Here is an 18296-nt window from a genome sequence, read left to right on the forward strand (position 1 = left end):
TAGTCAATTCGCTTTTTAATGTTTACAAGTCTAGTCAATTTTAGCGTGCGCTGTTTTTTCTTCCTGCTTTTTGCTCGCAAAATTCTTTTTCTTGCGCAGCCATTTTAAATCTCTCCCTTTGTACTCAGGGTTATCCTTGAGGAAAGGAGATTGAGATGCGTACCATTTCTTATACTCAGCTTCTTCAACAACCTCTACCAACAAACGCATACTGTAGTGCCCCTTTCCGCAAATCTCTGTACAAGCAATCTCGTAGTTAAATTTAGGGTTACCTAATTCAGATCGCATTTGTGCAGTTGTTTTAGTGGGAGTAAAATGAAACTGGGTGGGCATTCCTGGTACAGCATCCATTTTTAAGCGAAAGTGAGGTGCAAAAACACTGTGCAACACATCTTTAGCTCTAATTTTAAAAAGAATTGGACGATTTACAGGTAATACAAGCTTACCACTCACAAAGTCATCGTTTGCATCTTTGTGTCCAAAGTCGATGCCTAAATCATTGGTGGCATCAATCAAACGATAGTCATAATTACCCATTTTCTTATCCTTACCAGGATAACGGGTTTTCCAGGCAAATTGCTGCCCTACTATTTCTACCACTTCAGCATCTTTTGGAACTTCTCCCATAATATCCCACCACACTTTGTTACCATAAAATACCAATATAGTAAGTATGATAGCAGGAGTAATTGTCCAAGCTATTTCCAGTTTATGGTTTTCAGGGAAAAACGATGCTTTGTTCTCTTTTTTGTAACGATAACGGAAAGCAAAGTAAAACAACGCTGCGTTGGTAATCACAAACATTAATAAGATAACCGCAGTAGAAAACCAAAACAAACTATCTGTTTGTTGTCCGTGTATAGAGGATGCTTCAGGTAAAAAATTCTTGGCAGCCTCTCCTGAATACCAAATTGCTGCGATTACACCTATCAAAGGAAAAATCCACATCAAGTTAGCATTCAGATTGTTAAATCCGTCTACTTTTTCTTTATGCTCGCCTTTTGCAACAGATACTAACCTTTGGATTCTGAAAAGCATTAACAGAATCACAAAAATTAATACGATTGCAAGACCCAATATCAAATTAGCCATAAGATCAATCTATTATTTATCTGTTTGGTTCTATAAAAATTCGTTTAAGGTAAATGTTTAAATATTGTGGTGCAAACTTTCCTCAATCATTGGGTGGTTTTTAGGAATAATGTTAGCCTTCGCCAGAGCAGCAGCTGTTACCCAAATAAAACCCGCAATAAATAAGATTACCATACCTATTTCCACCAATCCAATACCACTATGTTTACCTACTGTACCTGGCATAATCATCATATAAAAATCTAACCAGTGACCAAAGATAACCCCAACAGCCGCAATCTTTACAAGTAAAGTTTTTCTTTTAGCTGCTCTTGGCATCAAGAACAAGAATGGGAAGGCAAAGTTAATAATGATATTAAAAAAGAATAAGAATTTGAAATCTTCCATCCTGTGGAGGAAGTACACAGTTTCTTCAGGAATGTTAGCATAATAGATCAACAAGAACTGAGCAAACCATATATATGTCCAAAAAATACTAAATGCAAAGATAAATTTACCTAAATCATGAATGTGGTTTTCATTTACATATTTGAAGTACCCGTGGTCTTTAAGCACCACTACATACAATGCCATAGCTGCCAAGCCTGTAACAAACCAACTGGCAAATGTATACCAGCCAAACATTGTACTGAACCAGTGTGCGTCGATTGACATCACCCAGTCCCAGGCAGCAGTAGAGGTTGTAATGGCAAATATCACGATAAAGATTGCTGCATAAATACCACTTTTCTTATGGAAGACAGGGTTTTTAGTGTAAGCATAAAAATCGTTTACCTCGTCTTCTTTCAAAGACATCTTGCGTAATAAAACGTATAAAACATACCATAGAACAAAATATAAAACTGTTCTTATTACGAAGAAAGGTGTATTCAGGTATCCTTCTTTGCCTGCAATGATTTTATCATATTTAGGGCTAGTAGGGTCAAATAACTCGTGGTGAGTCCAGTGAAAAAGGTCATGACCACCTAGAGCAAATACTGCTAATAGGATAACACCAGTAATTGGCAAGAATTTACCAAAAGTTTCAGGAACTCGTTTAATAATTGTTGGCCATCCAGAAAGTGCCAGGTAGTTGAACGCAACAAAGAAAACCCCTACCAGAGCAATACCGGTAAAAAATACACTGTCATGCCAAAGTACAGCATACAGGCGTTTGGTCCAGTGGAAGGCACCATGTCCACCTTCATCTCCACCGCCTCCGGCACCATGTCCTTCGGGAGCATGACCTCCACCATGATGTTCGCCGCCAAGTCCTATGCCTTGCGTCCATAAAATAATCCCCACTATCAGCAAAGCAGCTCCAACTACTATAGCAGTCATCAGCTGTTTACGCAGTTTCGGGGTAAATTCAAAATTCTTTTCCTGCGACAAGTCTGAAAGCGCAATATGTTTGTCTCCAGCCATAATATTATAGATTCTTTTAAGCTTTTCTTCTGTTTATTATGATGATACTGCTATTAATGTCCTTTATTTTCAGCTTCAGGTTTCTTAGCTTCTTTTTTAGCAGTGCTGTCTGTTTTCTTATCTTCATCAGCCTTTGCCTTAGAAGTGTTTTTGTCAGACCTGTTATTAGCTACTGCTTCGTGTAAGCGTCCTTGTAACTTATGTACATAATAAGCAATTTTCCAACGTTCTTCTGGAGTCACAATTTGTTTGTGAGGCCACATACGCCCCTTACCATGTGTAATCACATGAAAGATATGCCCACTAGTATTTGTTTTTTGGGCTCCAGCAGTGAGGTTTGCAACCCCTTTGTATTGATCGTTGACTTTTCCGTCGCCTTTACCGGTAGCGCCATGACAATGTTGGCAATAACGCTCGTACAAGGGCTGGCACTCTTCAAGGATATACTTGTCAATAGCCGCAGAATCTTTAGGCAAAGCCAAAGGATTGCTTACTTTTGATGCCATTTTCAAGCCTTCTTCGCCTGCTGGGAAATTGTAAACCAACAATGCACTTCTTTCTCCCTTATCATTCTCTACTGTCATATTGTAGTGCCCTTTACGAGCCACAGTTCCTTCGGGTGGCTTACGCAAGTTCATTCCAGTAGGGTTCAAAGGATTTTTCTTCACCTGTGTATATGGCTCATAAGGAATAGACACATACATTTGAGGCGCATATTCTGTTCCTGGACTGTTGGGGTTTCGAGAGCAAGAGCTCAAGACCATCACAGTCAGGACTAACATCAACGGTATATATTTTTTTGATCTAAGTAACATCTTTGCAATTTTTTAAAGTAGAAATATTCACTAATTATCTGCCATTTATACTTTTATAAATCCACTTCTTTGGGTTCTTCAGTCACACCATTTTGTTTCAAAATAGCCACAATGTCTTCTTTCGAATGTTTGGTGTTTTTGTCCAGGTTAATCGCCATTACGTGTTTGTCATCTGTACTTCGAGGATCAAACATTGTAGCTTTTTTACCAGGACCAAGCCCGCGAGATACCAGGAATGTACCTACCATACCCAATGCAGAGATCAATACTGTAGATTCAAATGTAACTGGAACAAAGTTAGGTGCAGGTAAAAAGTCTTTACCCCCAATATCCATTGGCCAGTCAAAGCCCAGCATATAGCTAATCATTGTAATTGCCAGGGTAGTACCAGTAGCTCCAAAAAGGAAAGCTGCTTTACCTAGTCTTGTTCTTTTATAACCCAGGTAAGTATCCAGGTGGTGAACTGGATAAGGAGTATATACATCGTGGATTTGCACACCTTCTGCACGTATTTTTTTTACCGCAGGTAACAAAACATCTTCGTCGTCAAATACCCCTACTATATATTTTTTAGTTTCTGCCATATCTTTAATCAATCGTAAGATTTAGTATTTTGGATCTTTTGAATAATTATGACTCACTTATTATTTATCATCACCCTGATGTGTATCACTTGCTACACTCTCAGCAGAACGCGCCTGTACTTTCTCAAGAGTAGTTTGAGAAGTAGACTTTAGTACTGCTTTTACCTCTGCCATGTTAATTACCGGCAAAAATTTAGCGAACAAGAAAAACAAAGTAAAGAATAAACCGAAAGTGAATATATAATCTCCTAAATCTACCCAGGTTGGATAGAACATAGCCCAGCTTGAGGGCAAGTAATCTCTGTGCAAAGAAGTCACAATAATTACAAATCGCTCAAACCACATACCTATGTTTACCACAATAGACAGGATAAATGTAACATAAATGTTACGACGAAGTGATCTAAACCAGAAAAATTGAGGAGAAAGTACGTTACAACTCATCATGGCAGCATACGCCCACCAGTAAGGACCAAAAGCACGGTTAATAAATGCATAAGACTCATACTCTACCCCCGAATACCAAGCAATAAAAAACTCAGTTAAGTAAGCAATACCTACTATAGAACCCGTTAGAACAATTACCTTGTTCATAGACTCGATGTGCTCAAGAGTAATATAAGCTTGTAGTTTAAATACATGGCGAGTAATCAACATCAAGGTAAGTACCATTGCAAAACCTGAGAAGATCGCACCAGCCACAAAGTACGGCGGGAAGATAGTTGTGTGCCATCCAGGAATTAATGAGGTTGCAAAGTCCATACTTACAATGGTGTGTACAGACAGTACCAGTGGAGTAGATAAACCAGCAAGAATTAAAGCTACTTCTTCATATCGTGCCCAGGTTTTAGCTGAACCGTCCCAACCAAAACTTAGTATTCCATATACAAAAGCTCTAATTTTATCACCACGGGCAATCGCTCTTTCACGAATAGTTGCTAAATCAGGAATTAAGCCTATGTACCAGAACACTACAGATACAGTAAGGTATGTACTAATTGCAAATACGTCCCATACAAGTGGTGAATTAAAGTTTACCCACAGTGATCCATAAGTATTTGGTAAAGGCAATGCCCAATAAGCCATCCAGGCACGTCCCATGTGCATCAAAATAAAACTACCTGCACAAAGTACCGCAAAAATGGTCATTGCTTCTGCCGCGCGGTTAATAGATGTTCTCCATTTTTGGCGGAATAAAAGCAAAATTGCTGAAATAAGGGTTCCAGCGTGACCAATACCTACCCACCATACGAAGTTGGTAATATCCCACGCCCATCCAATGGTTTTGTTTAGTCCCCATTCTCCGAGACCAAACCACCAGGTGCGGTATAATGTATAACCACCCCAACCTAAGGCTGCTAATGACAACAGCATAGCCAATAACCAGCGGGGGTTTGTAGGTGGAGCCTCCACCTGTCTACAGATATCCTCAGTAATATCGTGATATGTAGTTGCTCGTTTCTGTCCGTTTTCCTCTTTTTTTAATACAAGAGGGGCTCTTACCGGTGATGTTACTTGCATATGTATTTGGCAATTATTAGTTTTTTCAAAATTAAGAGGGAATTGGTCAAAAGACCAACTCCCTAATTATCTATGCTTTTTTCTTTTCTTCTTCAGATTTCTTAATAATCCCCTCAACAAGTTCGTTTTCATTGTTGCGAATCTTAGTAAGATAAGAAACTTGTGGGCGAACATTGATGACTTCTAACACGTGGTATGCACGGGGTTCAGTAATTACCCACACTTTTTCTTTTTCCTTACCACGAGTTTTCTCACGATCCTGAAGGTTTAGGAAGTGTTTATCATGTCCCTGCTCTCCTTCTTTTTCCTTTTTATGACCGTGTCCCTTAGTTAGTTCCCCTTCTTTCTCTTGCTCTACTTCTTTGATTTTCAACATTTTAAAGATATTGCTATCCTCGTTGTTCATATCTCCAAAGGTGATAGCCTGAGTAGGACAAGACTGCGCACAAGCAACATTGATGTCTTTATCTGTTGGGCGACGCTTTTCTTTCTTAGCCTGAAGTTTGCCTGCCTGAATACGTTGTACACACATAGAGCATTTTTCCATTACTCCACGAGAGCGTACTGTTACGTCAGGGTTCAATACCATTTTACCTAAGTCACTTGACTGTGAGTAGTTTACTTCTGTAAAACGCTTATCATCAAAGTAATTGAACCAGTTGAAACGACGTACTTTATAAGGGCAGTTGTTTGCACAGTAACGAGTACCAAAGCAACGGTTATAAGCCATTTGGTTCAAACCTTCGGTACTATGGGTAGTTGCCAATACCGGACAAACTGTTTCACAAGGTGCATTATTACAATGCTGACACATCATAGGTTGATATACTACCTGAGGATTCTCAGCTGCTTCTTCCATTTTCTGGTAGTCGCTTAATCCTGGGGTAGTTTTTTCATCTAAAATAAACGATGATGTGTAATAACGATCAATGCGAATCCAGTGCATTTCACGTCGGTTCAGTACCTCTTGCTTTCCTACCACAGGAACGTTGTTCTCTGATTGACAAGCAATAGTACAAGCTCCACAACCAATACAAGAGTTAAGGTCTACAACCATCCCCCATGAATGGTTTGGATATTTGTGGTTTGACTTCCAAAGAGTAATATCGTAAGGTTTTTTCTCTTCACCCTTAAAGGTCACTTTTGGGTAAGTTCTACCAGCGTGGTTTTCTTTTTGATATTCTTTTAAGGTTGCTCCCTGTACAATATCACGCCCCATAATAGTATGGTGTGTTTGTATTTGAGCAATTTCCATTTTCTTTTCGGTCTTAGTAATAGACACCTTTGGGTTACCCATTACTACTACGCCGTTCTTCACTGTGGCAAACGGGTAAGCATCTTGTCCACCCCAGGTTTGTTTACCAAAAGCAATCGTTTCGGCTTCACCTTTCCCAACTTTTCCAATCTTGGTGCGTCCATAACCCACCGCAAGCGATACTGTGCCTCGAGTTTGTCCTGGCTGTACCAATACTGGAATTTCAATGCTTGCTTTTCCAGCAGTAAGCTTTACAATATCTCCTTGCTTCAACTTCTGCTCTTTGGCATAAGCTAAAGGAACCGCCAAATAGTTGTCCCAACAAGCACGAGAGATAGGATCTGCCATTTCTTGCAACCAAGGGTTGTTTGCCTGGTAACCAGAACCAATAGAGATTTTTTCGTACAAAGACAGCTCTATGTCTTTACTTGAGGTAGTATAATTACTAGCAACAGCTGACATCGCTGCACTTACATTTCCGCTAAAGCTTACAGACCCTCCTGCAACAATGGTAGGGGTATCTGTTTGGGTAGAATCGGTAGGGGTTTGAGGCTTTGGAGTAGTTTTCTCAGTTTTTGGTGCTGTCTTTCCAGCAAATACACCGTCGTGCAAAGCATTTGTCCAAAACTTCTCAAAAGAGTTGTGCTTGCTTTGTTGGCTAAACAAGGTTTTCTTCCAGTAATCACGAACATAATCATAGAATGAGACCTTTTTGCCTGCCCACGCCAACAATGTTTCTTGAGCAGCACGTGTGCGGAACAAAGGACGAATAGTAGGTTGTTGTACGCTAAACATTCCTTCTACAGGCTCGGCATCACTCCAAGACTCTAAGAAATGATTATCTGGCATTATATAAGTACAAGCAGTGGCTGTTTCATCTGGTTTTGAAGCCAAAGAAACTCTTAGTTTTACTTTTGACAAAGCAGCTTTAAGTTCTGCACCACGTGGGTGATTGTACACTGGGTTAGTTCCAAAGAAAATAACACTGTCTACGCTTCCACCTTTTACATCATCAATAAACTTGTTCATCTCTGCATCGTTCCCTTGTTGAAGGTTAGATGCTTTTGACATATCAATGGTTTCTCCGTAATTGCCTAACTTGTTGTTAATGTCATTTACCAAGGTTTGTACTGCGGGGTCATTCAACCCACATACAACCAATGATTTGCCTTTATTTGCTTTTAGGTCAGTAGCTGCTTTTTTAATTTTTGCAACAATTTCTTTGCTTAGCCCTTTGGTATCACCTCCACCAGCAACTGCACTGTGTAAGGCTGCCACCACTAAGCCAAGTTGAGAGGGTTTAGCTGGTACACGATAATCAGCGTTTGATCCGGTAAGAGATAAACGAGACTCAAATTGATAGTGGCGTGACATATCTGTCTTGCCGTGATTCAATTTACGGGTTTTAGCGTATTGGCGGGCGTGCCCTATAGGGTTTACCCAAGTACCCAAAAAGTCCGCATCGATGCTTACTATAGTATTGGCTTTGCTAAAATCATAATTAGGTACTGCCATTTTGCCAAACGAATCTTTGTTTGCTTTCAAGATTCCGTAAGATGAATTGGTATCATACATTACGTGTTTGGCAGAAGGGTATTTAGCAATGAATTCTTTGATTGCTTCTTTAGTAGAAGGACTGATGATAGAGTGAGAAACTATGCGAATGTTACCGCTTAGTTGCGACATCACTTCTTTGTCAATGTCTTCTATCTTTGCTTTTTTACCACTTTTTTGTGGGTCTTGGTAACGAGTAGTGTCGTACAGGTCAAGCACTGATGCCTGGATACGAGCTGATGTTCCGCCCATGCTTACAGGCGACAAATCATTACCTTCTATTTTTATAGGACGACCTTCGCGGGTTTTCACCACAACGCTGGCGTACTCATTTTCGGCAAAATAAGTAGAAGCATAGAAATTGGGAATCCCTGGCTCTATGTCTTCTGGTTTGTTAAGGTAAGGTACAATTTTTTTGACTGGAGCTTCACAAGCAGCCAACGAAGCAGCCGCAATGCTGAACCCCATAAGCTTTAAGAAGTCTCTACGTCCGCCAGACATTCCTTCCTCTTCCTTTGTAGGACTTTTTTCGTTGATCGGCAAGTACTCAGGAAATTCACTTTCTGCGTTTTTTACAAACTCTGTATCATTAGTGAATTCTTCTATGCCTCTCCAATATCTTTTATTGTTTTCCATAATTTAATGAATCTCTTCCTAAATGAAAATCAAGTTTTTAAGTGTAATTGGGATGTATAAATAAACCTGCTTTTAGTAGTGACATTTACCACATTCAAGCCCACCAATGTTTTCTACAGTGATTGGTTTTTTACTATCTTTCTGATGGATTTCCAGTAGCTTATCATAGTAAGCGTTTTTGGCTTTTCCATCACCCTTGTCTTGTGCACCTTGTACCACAGTCTTGCGGTGACAGTCGATACACCATCCCATAGTAAGTGGAGATTGTTGTTGAACAACTTCCATTTCCTTGATTTCACCATGACAAGTTTCACATTCAATGCCTCCCACAACCGTGTGTTGAGAGTGGTTAAAATAAGCAAAGTCTTGTAAGTTGTGTACACGCACCCATTCTATGGGTTTGTTGTTTTCAATAGCTGCATAGATTTTTTGCATACTTGGCGAACCTTGCTTTACAGCATTGTGACAGTTCATACAAATATTTGCAGAAGGAATACCAGCATTTTTACCTTTTCTTACTCCAGTATGGCAGTATTCGCAACCTATTTCGTATTGACCAGCGTGTAATTTATGAGAGAAAGGGATTGGCTGAGTGGGTGCGTATCCTTGTTGTACACCTACCGAAAGCAAAGTATCTAAACCTGCCTGGGCAAATACCAATAAGAAAATAGCCGCTACTCCTCCAAGCAATGCCGGGTGGCGTAATACCTTTCCAATGTTGAATTTTTCGTGTAGAATTTCTTTGTCTTCTTCATCTAGTTTGCCCTCATTCTCTTGTTGGTTGAGGTACCTGCGCAATACCGAAATGATGAGGAAAAGAACCGCTAAGATAAGTATGAGAACAAATACCAATACTCCTAATACCAAATTGAAGTAGTTAGACTGACCACTACCAGTGTTTGCAGTTTGTCCTTTGGGATCTACTTGTTCAGAACCACCTGTAGGACCAGGCTTATAAGCCTGCACATAAGCAAAGATATTCTTGATCTCTTCGTCACTTAGGCTAAAGCTCTGCATGGCAGTTTTGTTGTATTTGTTATACAACTTTACTGCATAAGGGTCACCACTTGCAATTACTTTTGCTGAGTTTTTCACCCAAGGGATCAACCATTCCATTGAACGACGATCCATAATCCCTTTTAGACCAGGGCCTACTATCACATCAGCTCCGGGGCTATGGCATTGCTGACAATTGTTGTCAAAGAGCGTTTTACCAGCCGCTACATCTCCTCCTCCACCAGTCTTGGTCGAGTCCTGTGCCCATAGAGCACCAGGTATCAACAAAAGCGCAAAAGCCCACACGCTTAAATATTTGAGATAGTTTAGTCGATTTTTTGAAAACATACCTAACTATTAAATCTATTGAGTTTCGCAATTATTCTCTTAAATGTTTTTCCAAAGTTAAGTGACCAAATTCTGTTTTGAACCTCTTGAACCTTTCGGGCAAATAATATAATTATTTCATTACCAGACAATATACTTATCTGGCAATAGTTATTATACTTATTTGCTCGAACAAGCCTCACTTAATTTTGGACACAAATCTAATGTACAAATGGATTGTATCAAAGATTTGTTTTTGAAATTTCCCTACAAAACTTAGGATGCATTGGTAAAGCAAAGACTCATAACCATCTGTTTATCAATATATTAGCAAACACAATTGTTAATACACTGTTAATTTAGAACTATTATAAATAACTAATTCTTGGCTAAGCTACTATCTTGCCTGTGTTTTGTCCAATAATGTGTTCAGTTAAATTTCAGTAAGATTGAGATATAATCAAAACAGAAAAAAGGAGGAATGGTTTGAATATAAATGATATGATTTGGTGATTTGAATTTAGGGGCAGATAGGGTTTATATAACACTCATCTTTTGTTTTTGTAATTATTATATATTACTGGTTAAGTACGTAAAAATAAGTGTGAATTGGGGTAAAAAAAAGAGGTCGGAAGCGGATTCGAACCGCTGTACGAGCTTTTGCAGAGCTCTGCCTAGCCACTCGGCCATCCGACCTTTTTAGAAGTGCTTCCCAAAAGGGATTGCAATAGTACGCAATAAGATTTTATGTTCAAAACATTCCTTATGTTTTTTAATAAAAATTCATAAAAAAGCCTCACTCCTTCTTTGCCATCTACCCTTCAGTAACTCAAAAGCCACTTAATATAAATAGAACAAAACAAATCTTATCTTCGTCTTATTTTATTTACTAACACAAAAGATCAAACATAATGCAAAATATTTTTTTTACCTTATTACTATTTAGTATAGTGATTACAAGCTGTGGTACTGAAAACAGTACAAATGAAAACATCACTACTAAAACAGCCAAAGGCAATGCTGAACACGTCAGCTTATTTGAACACCCAGATTTTGCTAAAAAATTTAATGCTTACATAGCTTTTAGCAACCGCTTTCATGAAAGCGCCACCAAAAGCTACGAAAAATATCTCACTTGGGCAGACAAAACTAAAGGACCCAAATACGGTAAAGACACTCCACAAACATTGTATGAGTTACACGAAAGAAGTCTTGAACAAGTAGCTAAAGAGGTAAATATTGATCCTCCAATGAAAGGCATTGATCAACCCATGCGACAAATTGTTGAGAAAGCAGATGATTTGTATCACTTGATAAACACTGCTAACAAGTATTATGAAAAAGAGGATTACAAAGATGACGATTTTGCCAAAGGACAAGCGCTACACCCTAAACTTATGAAAGCCTTTGAAGCGTATTTTGCTGCTTACGAAAAAATAAGCTTGCCATTTCAAAAATTACAAGATGAGAGCTTTAAGTTCGATGTAGAAAAGTTTAAAGCCAGTGGACAAACACTTCACTATAATTTAATGATCAACCTCAAAAGTGTGGAGGATGTAGCTACGCTTATTGATAGCCTAGATGGGGTTGATTTAAAAAAGGTTGACATGAAAGTGTTAGATCAAAAGATGAAAATCTTCAAGGAAAGTCATAGTAAGTTGGAAAACCTACAAAACGATGATGCACAACTTGAAAAAGCATTTGGCAATATGACGGTGTTTAAAAGATCAAATTTGGATAGCTATGTAACCAATGGGGTAGACTTTATTAAAAATATTCGGAGCCTGAAAGAAAGGATTAAAACCAATGATTTCAAATACAGCATTGGTCACCCTAGTTTTCCTGATAAAGGTTCACCAGACAAGATTTTCAAATTATATAGCCAAATGGTCGATTCATACAATCAAATAAGCAGATAAGCTAATCTTCGTGGGTGTAATCAGCTGTAAGGCAAACGTGCGAAAAAACAAAAAAGCGTGGCATATTGCTATACCACGCTTTTTATATATTTATAACGAACAGGGATAATTAAGAGGCGTCGCCATCATTGCTATCCATTTGTTCTTTCAAAGAAGACAAAGCTTCGATGTCGCCTAAAGTCGTTTTGCTTTCAGCCACGTCTTTTCCTTTCTTCTTTTTGTTTCCTGTATTGGCGGGAGCCTTTTTCTTTTGTTGCTCTCTTTCTTCCTCAGTTTCGTGAGTTCTTGCGTGAGATAAAACAATTTTCTTTTCGTCCTTAGAAAACTCTAATACAATAAAGTCAAGAGTTTCGCCAACTTCTGGTAAAGAACCGTCTGCTTTCTTAAGATGCTTCACACCTACTGAACCTTCGATACCGTAAGGAAGTTCCAAAATTGCACCTTTCTCGCTGCGAGACAAGATAGTACAAGGATGAACAGATCCGTTGGTAAAGATAGTAGCGAAAGTATCCCAAGGGTTTTCTTCCAACTGCTTGTGTCCAAGTGCCAAACGTTTGTTGTCTACGTCTAGCTCAAGTACTACTACTTCTAACTCATCGTTTACTTTTACGAACTCAGAAGGGTGTTTCACCTTTTTAGTCCAAGACAAGTCAGAAACGTGTACGAGTCCGTCGATACCTTCTTCAAGTTCGATGAACAAACCAAAGCTAGTTAGGTTACGAACGATACCTTTGTGCTTGGTACCAATCGCATAACGATCCAATACATCTTGTTTAGTCCAAGGGTCATCGGTCAATTGCTTGATACCTAGTGACATTTTACGCTCTTCGCGGTCTAAAGTCAATACAACAGCTTCAAGCTCATCACTTACTTTGATGAAATCCTGAGGATTGCGCAAGTGCTGAGACCAAGACATTTCTGAAACGTGGATCAAACCTTCTACACCAGGAATTACTTCCAAGAAAGCACCATAATCAGCTACATTTACAATGCGGCCTTTTACTTTTGTACCTACCTGAATTTCTTCTGGCAATGATTCCCAAGGATGAGGAGTAAGTTGTTTCATACCAAGAGAAATACGTTTTTTCTCATCGTCGAAATCCAACACTACTACATTCACTTTTTGATCAAGGTTTAATACTTCTTCTGGATGACTGATGCGTCCCCAGGAGATGTCAGTAATATGGAGTAATCCATCTACACCACCTAAATCTATAAATACCCCAAAGTTAGTCATGTTCTTGATAACACCTTCAAGTACTTGACCTTTTTCAAGGTTGTTCAAAATACGTGCTTTCTGCTCTTCGAGATCTTTCTCAATAAGTACTTTATGTGAAACTACTACGTTATCGTTTGCGTAGTTAATTTTCACAACTTTTACTTCCATCTTCTTACCTACGTAGATGTCAAAATCACGGATTGGCTTCACGTCAATTTGTGATCCAGGCAAGAACGCTTCTATACCATAGATGTCTACAATCAAACCACCCTTGGTACGACGTTTTACGATACCTTCGATGATGGTATCTTCGTCCAAAGCCGCTTGAATTTTTTTCCAGGCAGTCAAAATCTTCGCTTTCTTTCTAGAAAGGATCAACTGTCCGTTAGCATCTTCCTGGTTTTCGATAAAAACTTCAACTTCATCACCAGACTTTAAATCAGGCATATCACGGAATTCCGACAAGGGAACTAATCCATCTGATTTAAAACCTATGTTTAAGATGACTTCTCTATCAACAATTTTTACAACAGTACCCGTTACTACTTCTTTTTCTTGTACTTGAGTAAGGGTTTCATCGTACATTTTTTCGAGCTCTGCTCGCTTTTCTTCTGAATAACCTAATCCGAAACTTTTAGTTTCTACATTATCCCAATCAAATTCTTCTGGAGAATTACCCATATTTTTGAATTATGGCTCTGTCATACATCTGCTCATAGAGCCATTGAGAGCAGATTTTAAGGTTTAACAATAAAATAAAAAATGCATTTCCAATAGTAAAAATGTTTCTAAAAAAACACCTTTGCTAAACAGAAATGCAAAGTTATAAAGAAAATCAACAACTATTAAACTTGTTGATTAATAAATTTTAAATCTTTTTCCTAAATATTGCTTCCACTCTTCATCTATGGCTCCGGAGAAATCTCTCAGAAACATAATAAATGAAGGTTTAAAAGGAGGCCTTTTGAGGGGCATACTTGCTTCTTCAGGAGTTAAATCTCCCTTCTTTGAGTTACAGCTTTTACAAGCTGTGGCGAGGTTGTCCCAGGTAGAACGTCCCCCTCTCGATTTAGGAATTACGTGGTCCAGAGTGAGGTCATAAGGCGACCCACAGTATTGACATGCATTGCCATCTCGTTTAAAAATGTTTTGACGACTCAGCATTACTCCTCTATATGGAAGATTTACATATCGAAACAAACGAATAATGGATGGCATTGGATAAGTACTGGACACTGTACGCAGTGGCTGATCTTCATTTTCAGAAATCATCTCAGCCTTTTTCAAATAAACCAATATAAACGCCTTCTGTACTGTACATATTGTCAGTGCAGTGTAGTCTTGGTTTAAAATAAGAACCTTTCTTCCATTGAGACTCATCTTCCCTTGAATTTAATTTTTGGTAATAAATTGTGAACAAAGCACTCTGCTTTGGGTTGGTTTTGTAATGTGTTATGAAGTAGCACAACGTTCAAACATCTGGTTACCATCACTCTTTCAAGACAAGTCGCTCTAATAGCTCCTTAAATTACTTCAAAAACACGTGTATTTAAATTAACATTCACACATATTACACATGTTATGCTCCAAATAGCAACAAAAGTATGATATATAACTCATAAAACCAAAATCAATTTGTCACTTTCAGCCCAACTTAAAATTATATTTGTTCAATAAACCAGCGTAAAAGCAATCGTGATACGCTCATCATCTTATTTAAATCTAATTCACCAATACTGCCAATCATTAGAGTTGAAGCAGCCTTTGTTTCCCCTATAAACTATCAAGCTATGGAATGATTTGTTTTATAGAATGTGTGTAATGAGTATATTGTTTTTCATTTACGTTGTAAATCCCCTTGCTGTCTAAAATATCTATACGTACGCAATCATACGCATGTAAAACCCACTGGTAAGGTTGTTTGGTTGCAGGATTGACTTCTAACTTTTGCCCTTCCAATATTGCGACAGTTTCTTCCATTTTTTGGGCAATTGTAGGAAAAGTTTTATATATGTCACTGATTATTAAAACAATACCTACGTGAATAATATTGTCTTTACGTGCAAAAAATACCAAATCTCCCGTTTTGACTTCTGCCAGACACGCTACTTTGGCACCAAGTGTTGCTTGTTGGTAAGCATCGCGTGGCAAAAAATATCCTCCTGCCTTGTATACCAATTGTGTCAAACCTGAACAATCTATGCCAAATATAGACTTCCCCCCCCAGAGATAAGGAGTACCTAAAAAAGTAAAAGCCATCCATATTATTTGATCCCTGTCCACCTTATTTCGGGTATCCCTTATTTTGGCATTGTAGCACATTGCCTCCTCCTCCCAACACAACTCACCTTTGGTATAAGTAGGCAAGGTAGAACCAAAAGACAAGGTATTTGTATAAACTGACTTAGTCAATAAAGCAAAGGCTTGGTCAACCATCAAATGTTGGGCTTGCTTTGCTTTTTGATAAAAAGCCTCAGACACTTTTTTCCAACGGCTGATGTCTACCCACCCACTATATTCATCGTAGTCGGCAATGATCCATACAAACTTATGATCTGCACTTACTTTGGTTACCTGGTATGTTTCGCCAAAAAGCAATTGAGTTACCTGCTCACTTTTGCTGGCAGGTGTTGCCCTTACCGGGATAATACCCAGATGGCATATTCCAAACTTATGTGTATATGTACTTTGTTCTGTCACAGGCAAAAAAAAATGTTGTCTGAAATCAGACAACATCCCTTAGTTTATTTTGATAAAATTCTTACTTCTACCCTTCTATTAAGCGCTCTGGACTTTTCATCTTTTTTACGACTCAGCGGACGTTTATATCCAAACCCTTTGAGTTTTACCCTTCGATCATTGATTCCCTTTTCTGACAAATACTTTTGTACAGACTTTACCCTTTGTTTAGACAAATTCATCAGGAACTTCTTGTTACCAAAAATTTCAGTGTGTCCTTCAAGGCGAATTCTCATGGTAGGATTCTCTTTCATTGCTTTGGCCAGACGGTTCAATTCTGGATAAGATTCTGGCAACAAACGAGCACTACCTCTACTAAAGAATATATTGTTTAGCCTTACCAATCCGCCCGACTCTATAGGTACCAGGTACAAATCGGCAACAATTTCTGTATATTTAGTAATCCCTTTGAGGTCAATGGTCGTGTCTACCGATAAAAACCCTTTGGCTTCTGCCAATAATGCATACTTTTGCTCCAGAGGTAATACTACTTTGTATTCTCCTGTTTTGGGGTTTGACCGTCCCCTACCTACGTTTTTTCCAGTAGACAAAATCTCATACTCGATGCTTGCGCTGATAGGCTGTTTGGTTTTTGCGTTGAACACCCTACCTTTTACCAAAGCTACTGGTTTAGGCTTGTTTGACTCTGACAAACTTACTCTAAAAATATCACCACTACCAGCAATTGAACGATGGTAAGTAATATAATAGGCAAAATCAGCCTTGGCAGGAATGCTAAAGTATGCATCCCATTTGCTTGTGTTAATCTCAGGCCCCAGATTTTTAGGAGTACTCCAGTTTGACCAGCTATCATCTAAACGACGAGTTACGAAAATGTCGTTTGAACCAAAACCACTAAAGCCTGAAGTAGAATAGTATAATGTTACTCCGTCGGCAGCCAAAAAAGGTGAAGTTTCACTTTCGGCTGTATTTACTCTACTGCCCAGGTTTCGCGGCTTCGACCAAGTTTTACCATCCGAATTCAAGAATGATACATAAATATCTTTACCTCCCCTTGTGTCGGTTTGTTGTATTGTCATTAACAATACCTTGCCATTTGGTGACAAACAAAACTCAGAATATTTGTTGAGATTTTTATAGCCATTAATGGTTACTTTTTCGGGGCGGGTCCAATTACCATCTGCCCCTCTACGGGTAATTGATAGACCTTTTACCAATTTGCCATCAGGACGATATACATTGTTTAACAACATAGTATTACCATCAGGAGCAATAGAAAAAGACGAGTTATGGTGTTCAGTATTAATGGGGGGACCCATATTTTTAGCAAGATCAAAGTTATTGTCAGGCCTTAGATTGGCATACCACACATCTTGCTTGTGCTCTTTGCCAATGTTCTGGGGGTGCTTGGCTCTGGTAAAATAGATGGCTGAACCATCGGGGGCTACTACAGGAGAAATCTCGTCATAGCGAGAGTTGATATTGGTGCCCAGGTTGAGAGGCTTAGATTTTACATTTAATTTTTTTGCCAAATTAATTTTTGCTTGTACCGGGTCATTTGAATCTGAAATAGCAATGGCGTCTATCTGGTTATAACCAGGCACACGGGCAGTATTTAAGGTCACTTTTACGCTTTTTACCTTGTAGGCTGTTTTTTTAACAAAAAAATGAAAAATACGACCACTTACTGTAAGTGGAGCAACATTGGTATTGCGATAAAGCAAGTGTTCTCTGCCAGCCTCATCGTATACATATATATGAGTAATGGCTCCAGGATTATGATTTTCGGCAATAGCCACTTGGCTTATTTGCATAGGATTGGCAAAACCTACTTTGATCCATTCAGGAGTAGCATTTTTTGACTGAGCCGGTGACCAGGCACATTTGCTACTGCCTAACGCAGGTAATTTATTAGGGATGCCCAATGCTTGTTTTGCCCGAAACTGATGTGGTTCGGGTGACTTAGATTCTGGGTTTAACTCTCTACGCTCAGACGAAACACCCAACACACTGGATGCCCATTGAACAGTTTGAGCCTGTATGAAAGTAGTAGTGAAAAAAAATAAAACCAGTAGCCAAGTTTTTTTTGTAGTTAATAAGTACATCATACTTTAGGTTGGTTAGGCTATACCAAAAAATAAGCCTTTTATCAGTTTAAAAATTATTCAATCCACGTTGAAGGGATAGGATGTAATTTTAAATGTTACAAATACATATTTCAAGCAAAAATATACAATTCCTGATACATTTTGTAAAAATAAATTTACAATGCTA

The 18296-nt window shown here is 38.6% G+C and carries 12 protein-coding genes and 1 tRNA gene; 1 reads left to right on the top strand and 12 read right to left on the bottom strand.

The window, feature by feature from the left end; all coding sequences use genetic code 11:
• Positions 1 to 30: 30 nt before the first annotated feature.
• From Q0954_RS17915 to Q0954_RS17950, 8 genes are all read right to left on the bottom strand, one after another.
• Positions 31 to 1092, bottom strand: a complete 1062-nt coding sequence (locus tag Q0954_RS17915; protein WP_299458899.1) for a cytochrome c oxidase subunit II — start codon at positions 1090 to 1092, stop codon at positions 31 to 33.
• 57 nt (positions 1093 to 1149) lie between these two features.
• Positions 1150 to 2496 carry a quinol:cytochrome C oxidoreductase gene (locus tag Q0954_RS17920; RefSeq protein WP_299458900.1) on the bottom strand — a complete coding sequence of 449 codons (1347 nt, stop codon included), beginning with the start codon at positions 2494 to 2496 and terminating at the stop codon, positions 1150 to 1152.
• 53 nt (positions 2497 to 2549) lie between these two features.
• A complete protein-coding gene (locus Q0954_RS17925; protein ID WP_299458901.1) occupies positions 2550 to 3278 on the bottom strand; it encodes a cytochrome c in 729 nt (242 codons plus the stop codon).
• An 86-nt stretch (positions 3279 to 3364) separates the two neighbouring features.
• Complete coding sequence (locus Q0954_RS17930) at positions 3365 to 3895, bottom strand: DUF3341 domain-containing protein (RefSeq protein WP_299458903.1); 531 nt, start codon at positions 3893 to 3895, stop codon at positions 3365 to 3367.
• 60 nt (positions 3896 to 3955) lie between these two features.
• Positions 3956 to 5416, bottom strand: coding sequence for an NrfD/PsrC family molybdoenzyme membrane anchor subunit (gene nrfD / locus Q0954_RS17935; RefSeq protein WP_299458905.1), 1461 nt, complete (start codon positions 5414 to 5416; stop codon positions 3956 to 3958).
• Positions 5417 to 5486: 70 nt separating this feature from the next.
• Positions 5487 to 8861, bottom strand: a complete 3375-nt coding sequence (locus tag Q0954_RS17940; RefSeq protein ID WP_299458907.1) for a TAT-variant-translocated molybdopterin oxidoreductase — start codon at positions 8859 to 8861, stop codon at positions 5487 to 5489.
• Positions 8862 to 8933: 72 nt separating this feature from the next.
• Positions 8934 to 10205 (bottom strand): c-type cytochrome, encoded by a 1272-nt coding sequence (locus Q0954_RS17945; protein ID WP_299458909.1) that lies wholly within the window; start codon positions 10203 to 10205, stop codon positions 8934 to 8936.
• A 604-nt stretch (positions 10206 to 10809) separates the two neighbouring features.
• A tRNA-Cys gene (locus Q0954_RS17950) sits at positions 10810 to 10880 on the bottom strand.
• Between the two features lie 215 nt (positions 10881 to 11095).
• Here Q0954_RS17950 and Q0954_RS17955 point away from each other — a divergent pair.
• Positions 11096 to 12103, top strand: coding sequence for a DUF3829 domain-containing protein (locus Q0954_RS17955; protein WP_299458910.1), 1008 nt, complete (start codon positions 11096 to 11098; stop codon positions 12101 to 12103).
• Between the two features lie 109 nt (positions 12104 to 12212).
• Here the strand turns inward: Q0954_RS17955 and rpsA are convergent, their stop codons facing one another.
• The 4 genes from rpsA to Q0954_RS17975 all read right to left on the bottom strand — a co-directional run bounded on the left by rpsA (position 12213) and on the right by Q0954_RS17975 (position 18130).
• Positions 12213 to 14003, bottom strand: coding sequence for a 30S ribosomal protein S1 (rpsA, locus tag Q0954_RS17960; protein WP_002697271.1), 1791 nt, complete (start codon positions 14001 to 14003; stop codon positions 12213 to 12215).
• Positions 14004 to 14180: 177 nt separating this feature from the next.
• Positions 14181 to 14702: an HNH endonuclease gene (locus tag Q0954_RS17965; RefSeq protein WP_299458911.1), complete on the bottom strand. Its 522-nt coding sequence runs from the start codon at positions 14700 to 14702 to the stop codon at positions 14181 to 14183.
• Positions 14703 to 15110: 408 nt separating this feature from the next.
• On the bottom strand, positions 15111 to 16058 hold the full coding sequence (locus Q0954_RS17970) for a C40 family peptidase (RefSeq protein WP_299458913.1): 948 nt from the start codon (positions 16056 to 16058) through the stop codon (positions 15111 to 15113).
• 8 nt (positions 16059 to 16066) lie between these two features.
• Positions 16067 to 18130, bottom strand: coding sequence for an OmpA family protein (locus tag Q0954_RS17975; RefSeq protein ID WP_299458915.1), 2064 nt, complete (start codon positions 18128 to 18130; stop codon positions 16067 to 16069).
• Between the last annotated feature and the right edge of the window lie 166 nt (positions 18131 to 18296).

It is taken from the genome of uncultured Microscilla sp., assembly GCF_947493425.1.
Taxonomy (GTDB): Bacteria; Bacteroidota; Bacteroidia; order Cytophagales; family Microscillaceae; genus Microscilla.

Bases quoted from the DNA above. Each gene is read 5' to 3' on its own strand.
- Q0954_RS17915 (WP_299458899.1), bottom strand. From the start codon at position 1,092: ATGGCTAATTTGATATTGGGTCTTGCAATCGTATTAATTTTTGTGATT.
- Q0954_RS17920 (WP_299458900.1), bottom strand. From the start codon at position 2,496: ATGGCTGGAGACAAACATATTGCGCTTTCAGACTTGTCGCAGGAAAAG.
- Q0954_RS17925 (WP_299458901.1), bottom strand. From the start codon at position 3,278: ATGTTAGTCCTGACTGTGATGGTCTTGAGCTCTTGCTCTCGAAACCCC.
- Q0954_RS17930 (WP_299458903.1), bottom strand. From the start codon at position 3,895: ATGGCAGAAACTAAAAAATATATAGTAGGGGTATTTGACGACGAAGAT.
- nrfD (WP_299458905.1), bottom strand. From the start codon at position 5,416: ATGCAAGTAACATCACCGGTAAGAGCCCCTCTTGTATTAAAAAAAGAG.
- Q0954_RS17940 (WP_299458907.1), bottom strand. From the start codon at position 8,861: ATGGAAAACAATAAAAGATATTGGAGAGGCATAGAAGAATTCACTAAT.
- Q0954_RS17945 (WP_299458909.1), bottom strand. From the start codon at position 10,205: ATGTTTTCAAAAAATCGACTAAACTATCTCAAATATTTAAGCGTGTGG.
- Q0954_RS17955 (WP_299458910.1), top strand. From the start codon at position 11,096: ATGCAAAATATTTTTTTTACCTTATTACTATTTAGTATAGTGATTACA.
- rpsA (WP_002697271.1), bottom strand. From the start codon at position 14,003: ATGGGTAATTCTCCAGAAGAATTTGATTGGGATAATGTAGAAACTAAA.
- Q0954_RS17965 (WP_299458911.1), bottom strand. From the start codon at position 14,702: ATGAGTCTCAATGGAAGAAAGGTTCTTATTTTAAACCAAGACTACACT.
- Q0954_RS17970 (WP_299458913.1), bottom strand. From the start codon at position 16,058: ATGTTGTCTGATTTCAGACAACATTTTTTTTTGCCTGTGACAGAACAA.
- Q0954_RS17975 (WP_299458915.1), bottom strand. From the start codon at position 18,130: ATGATGTACTTATTAACTACAAAAAAAACTTGGCTACTGGTTTTATTT.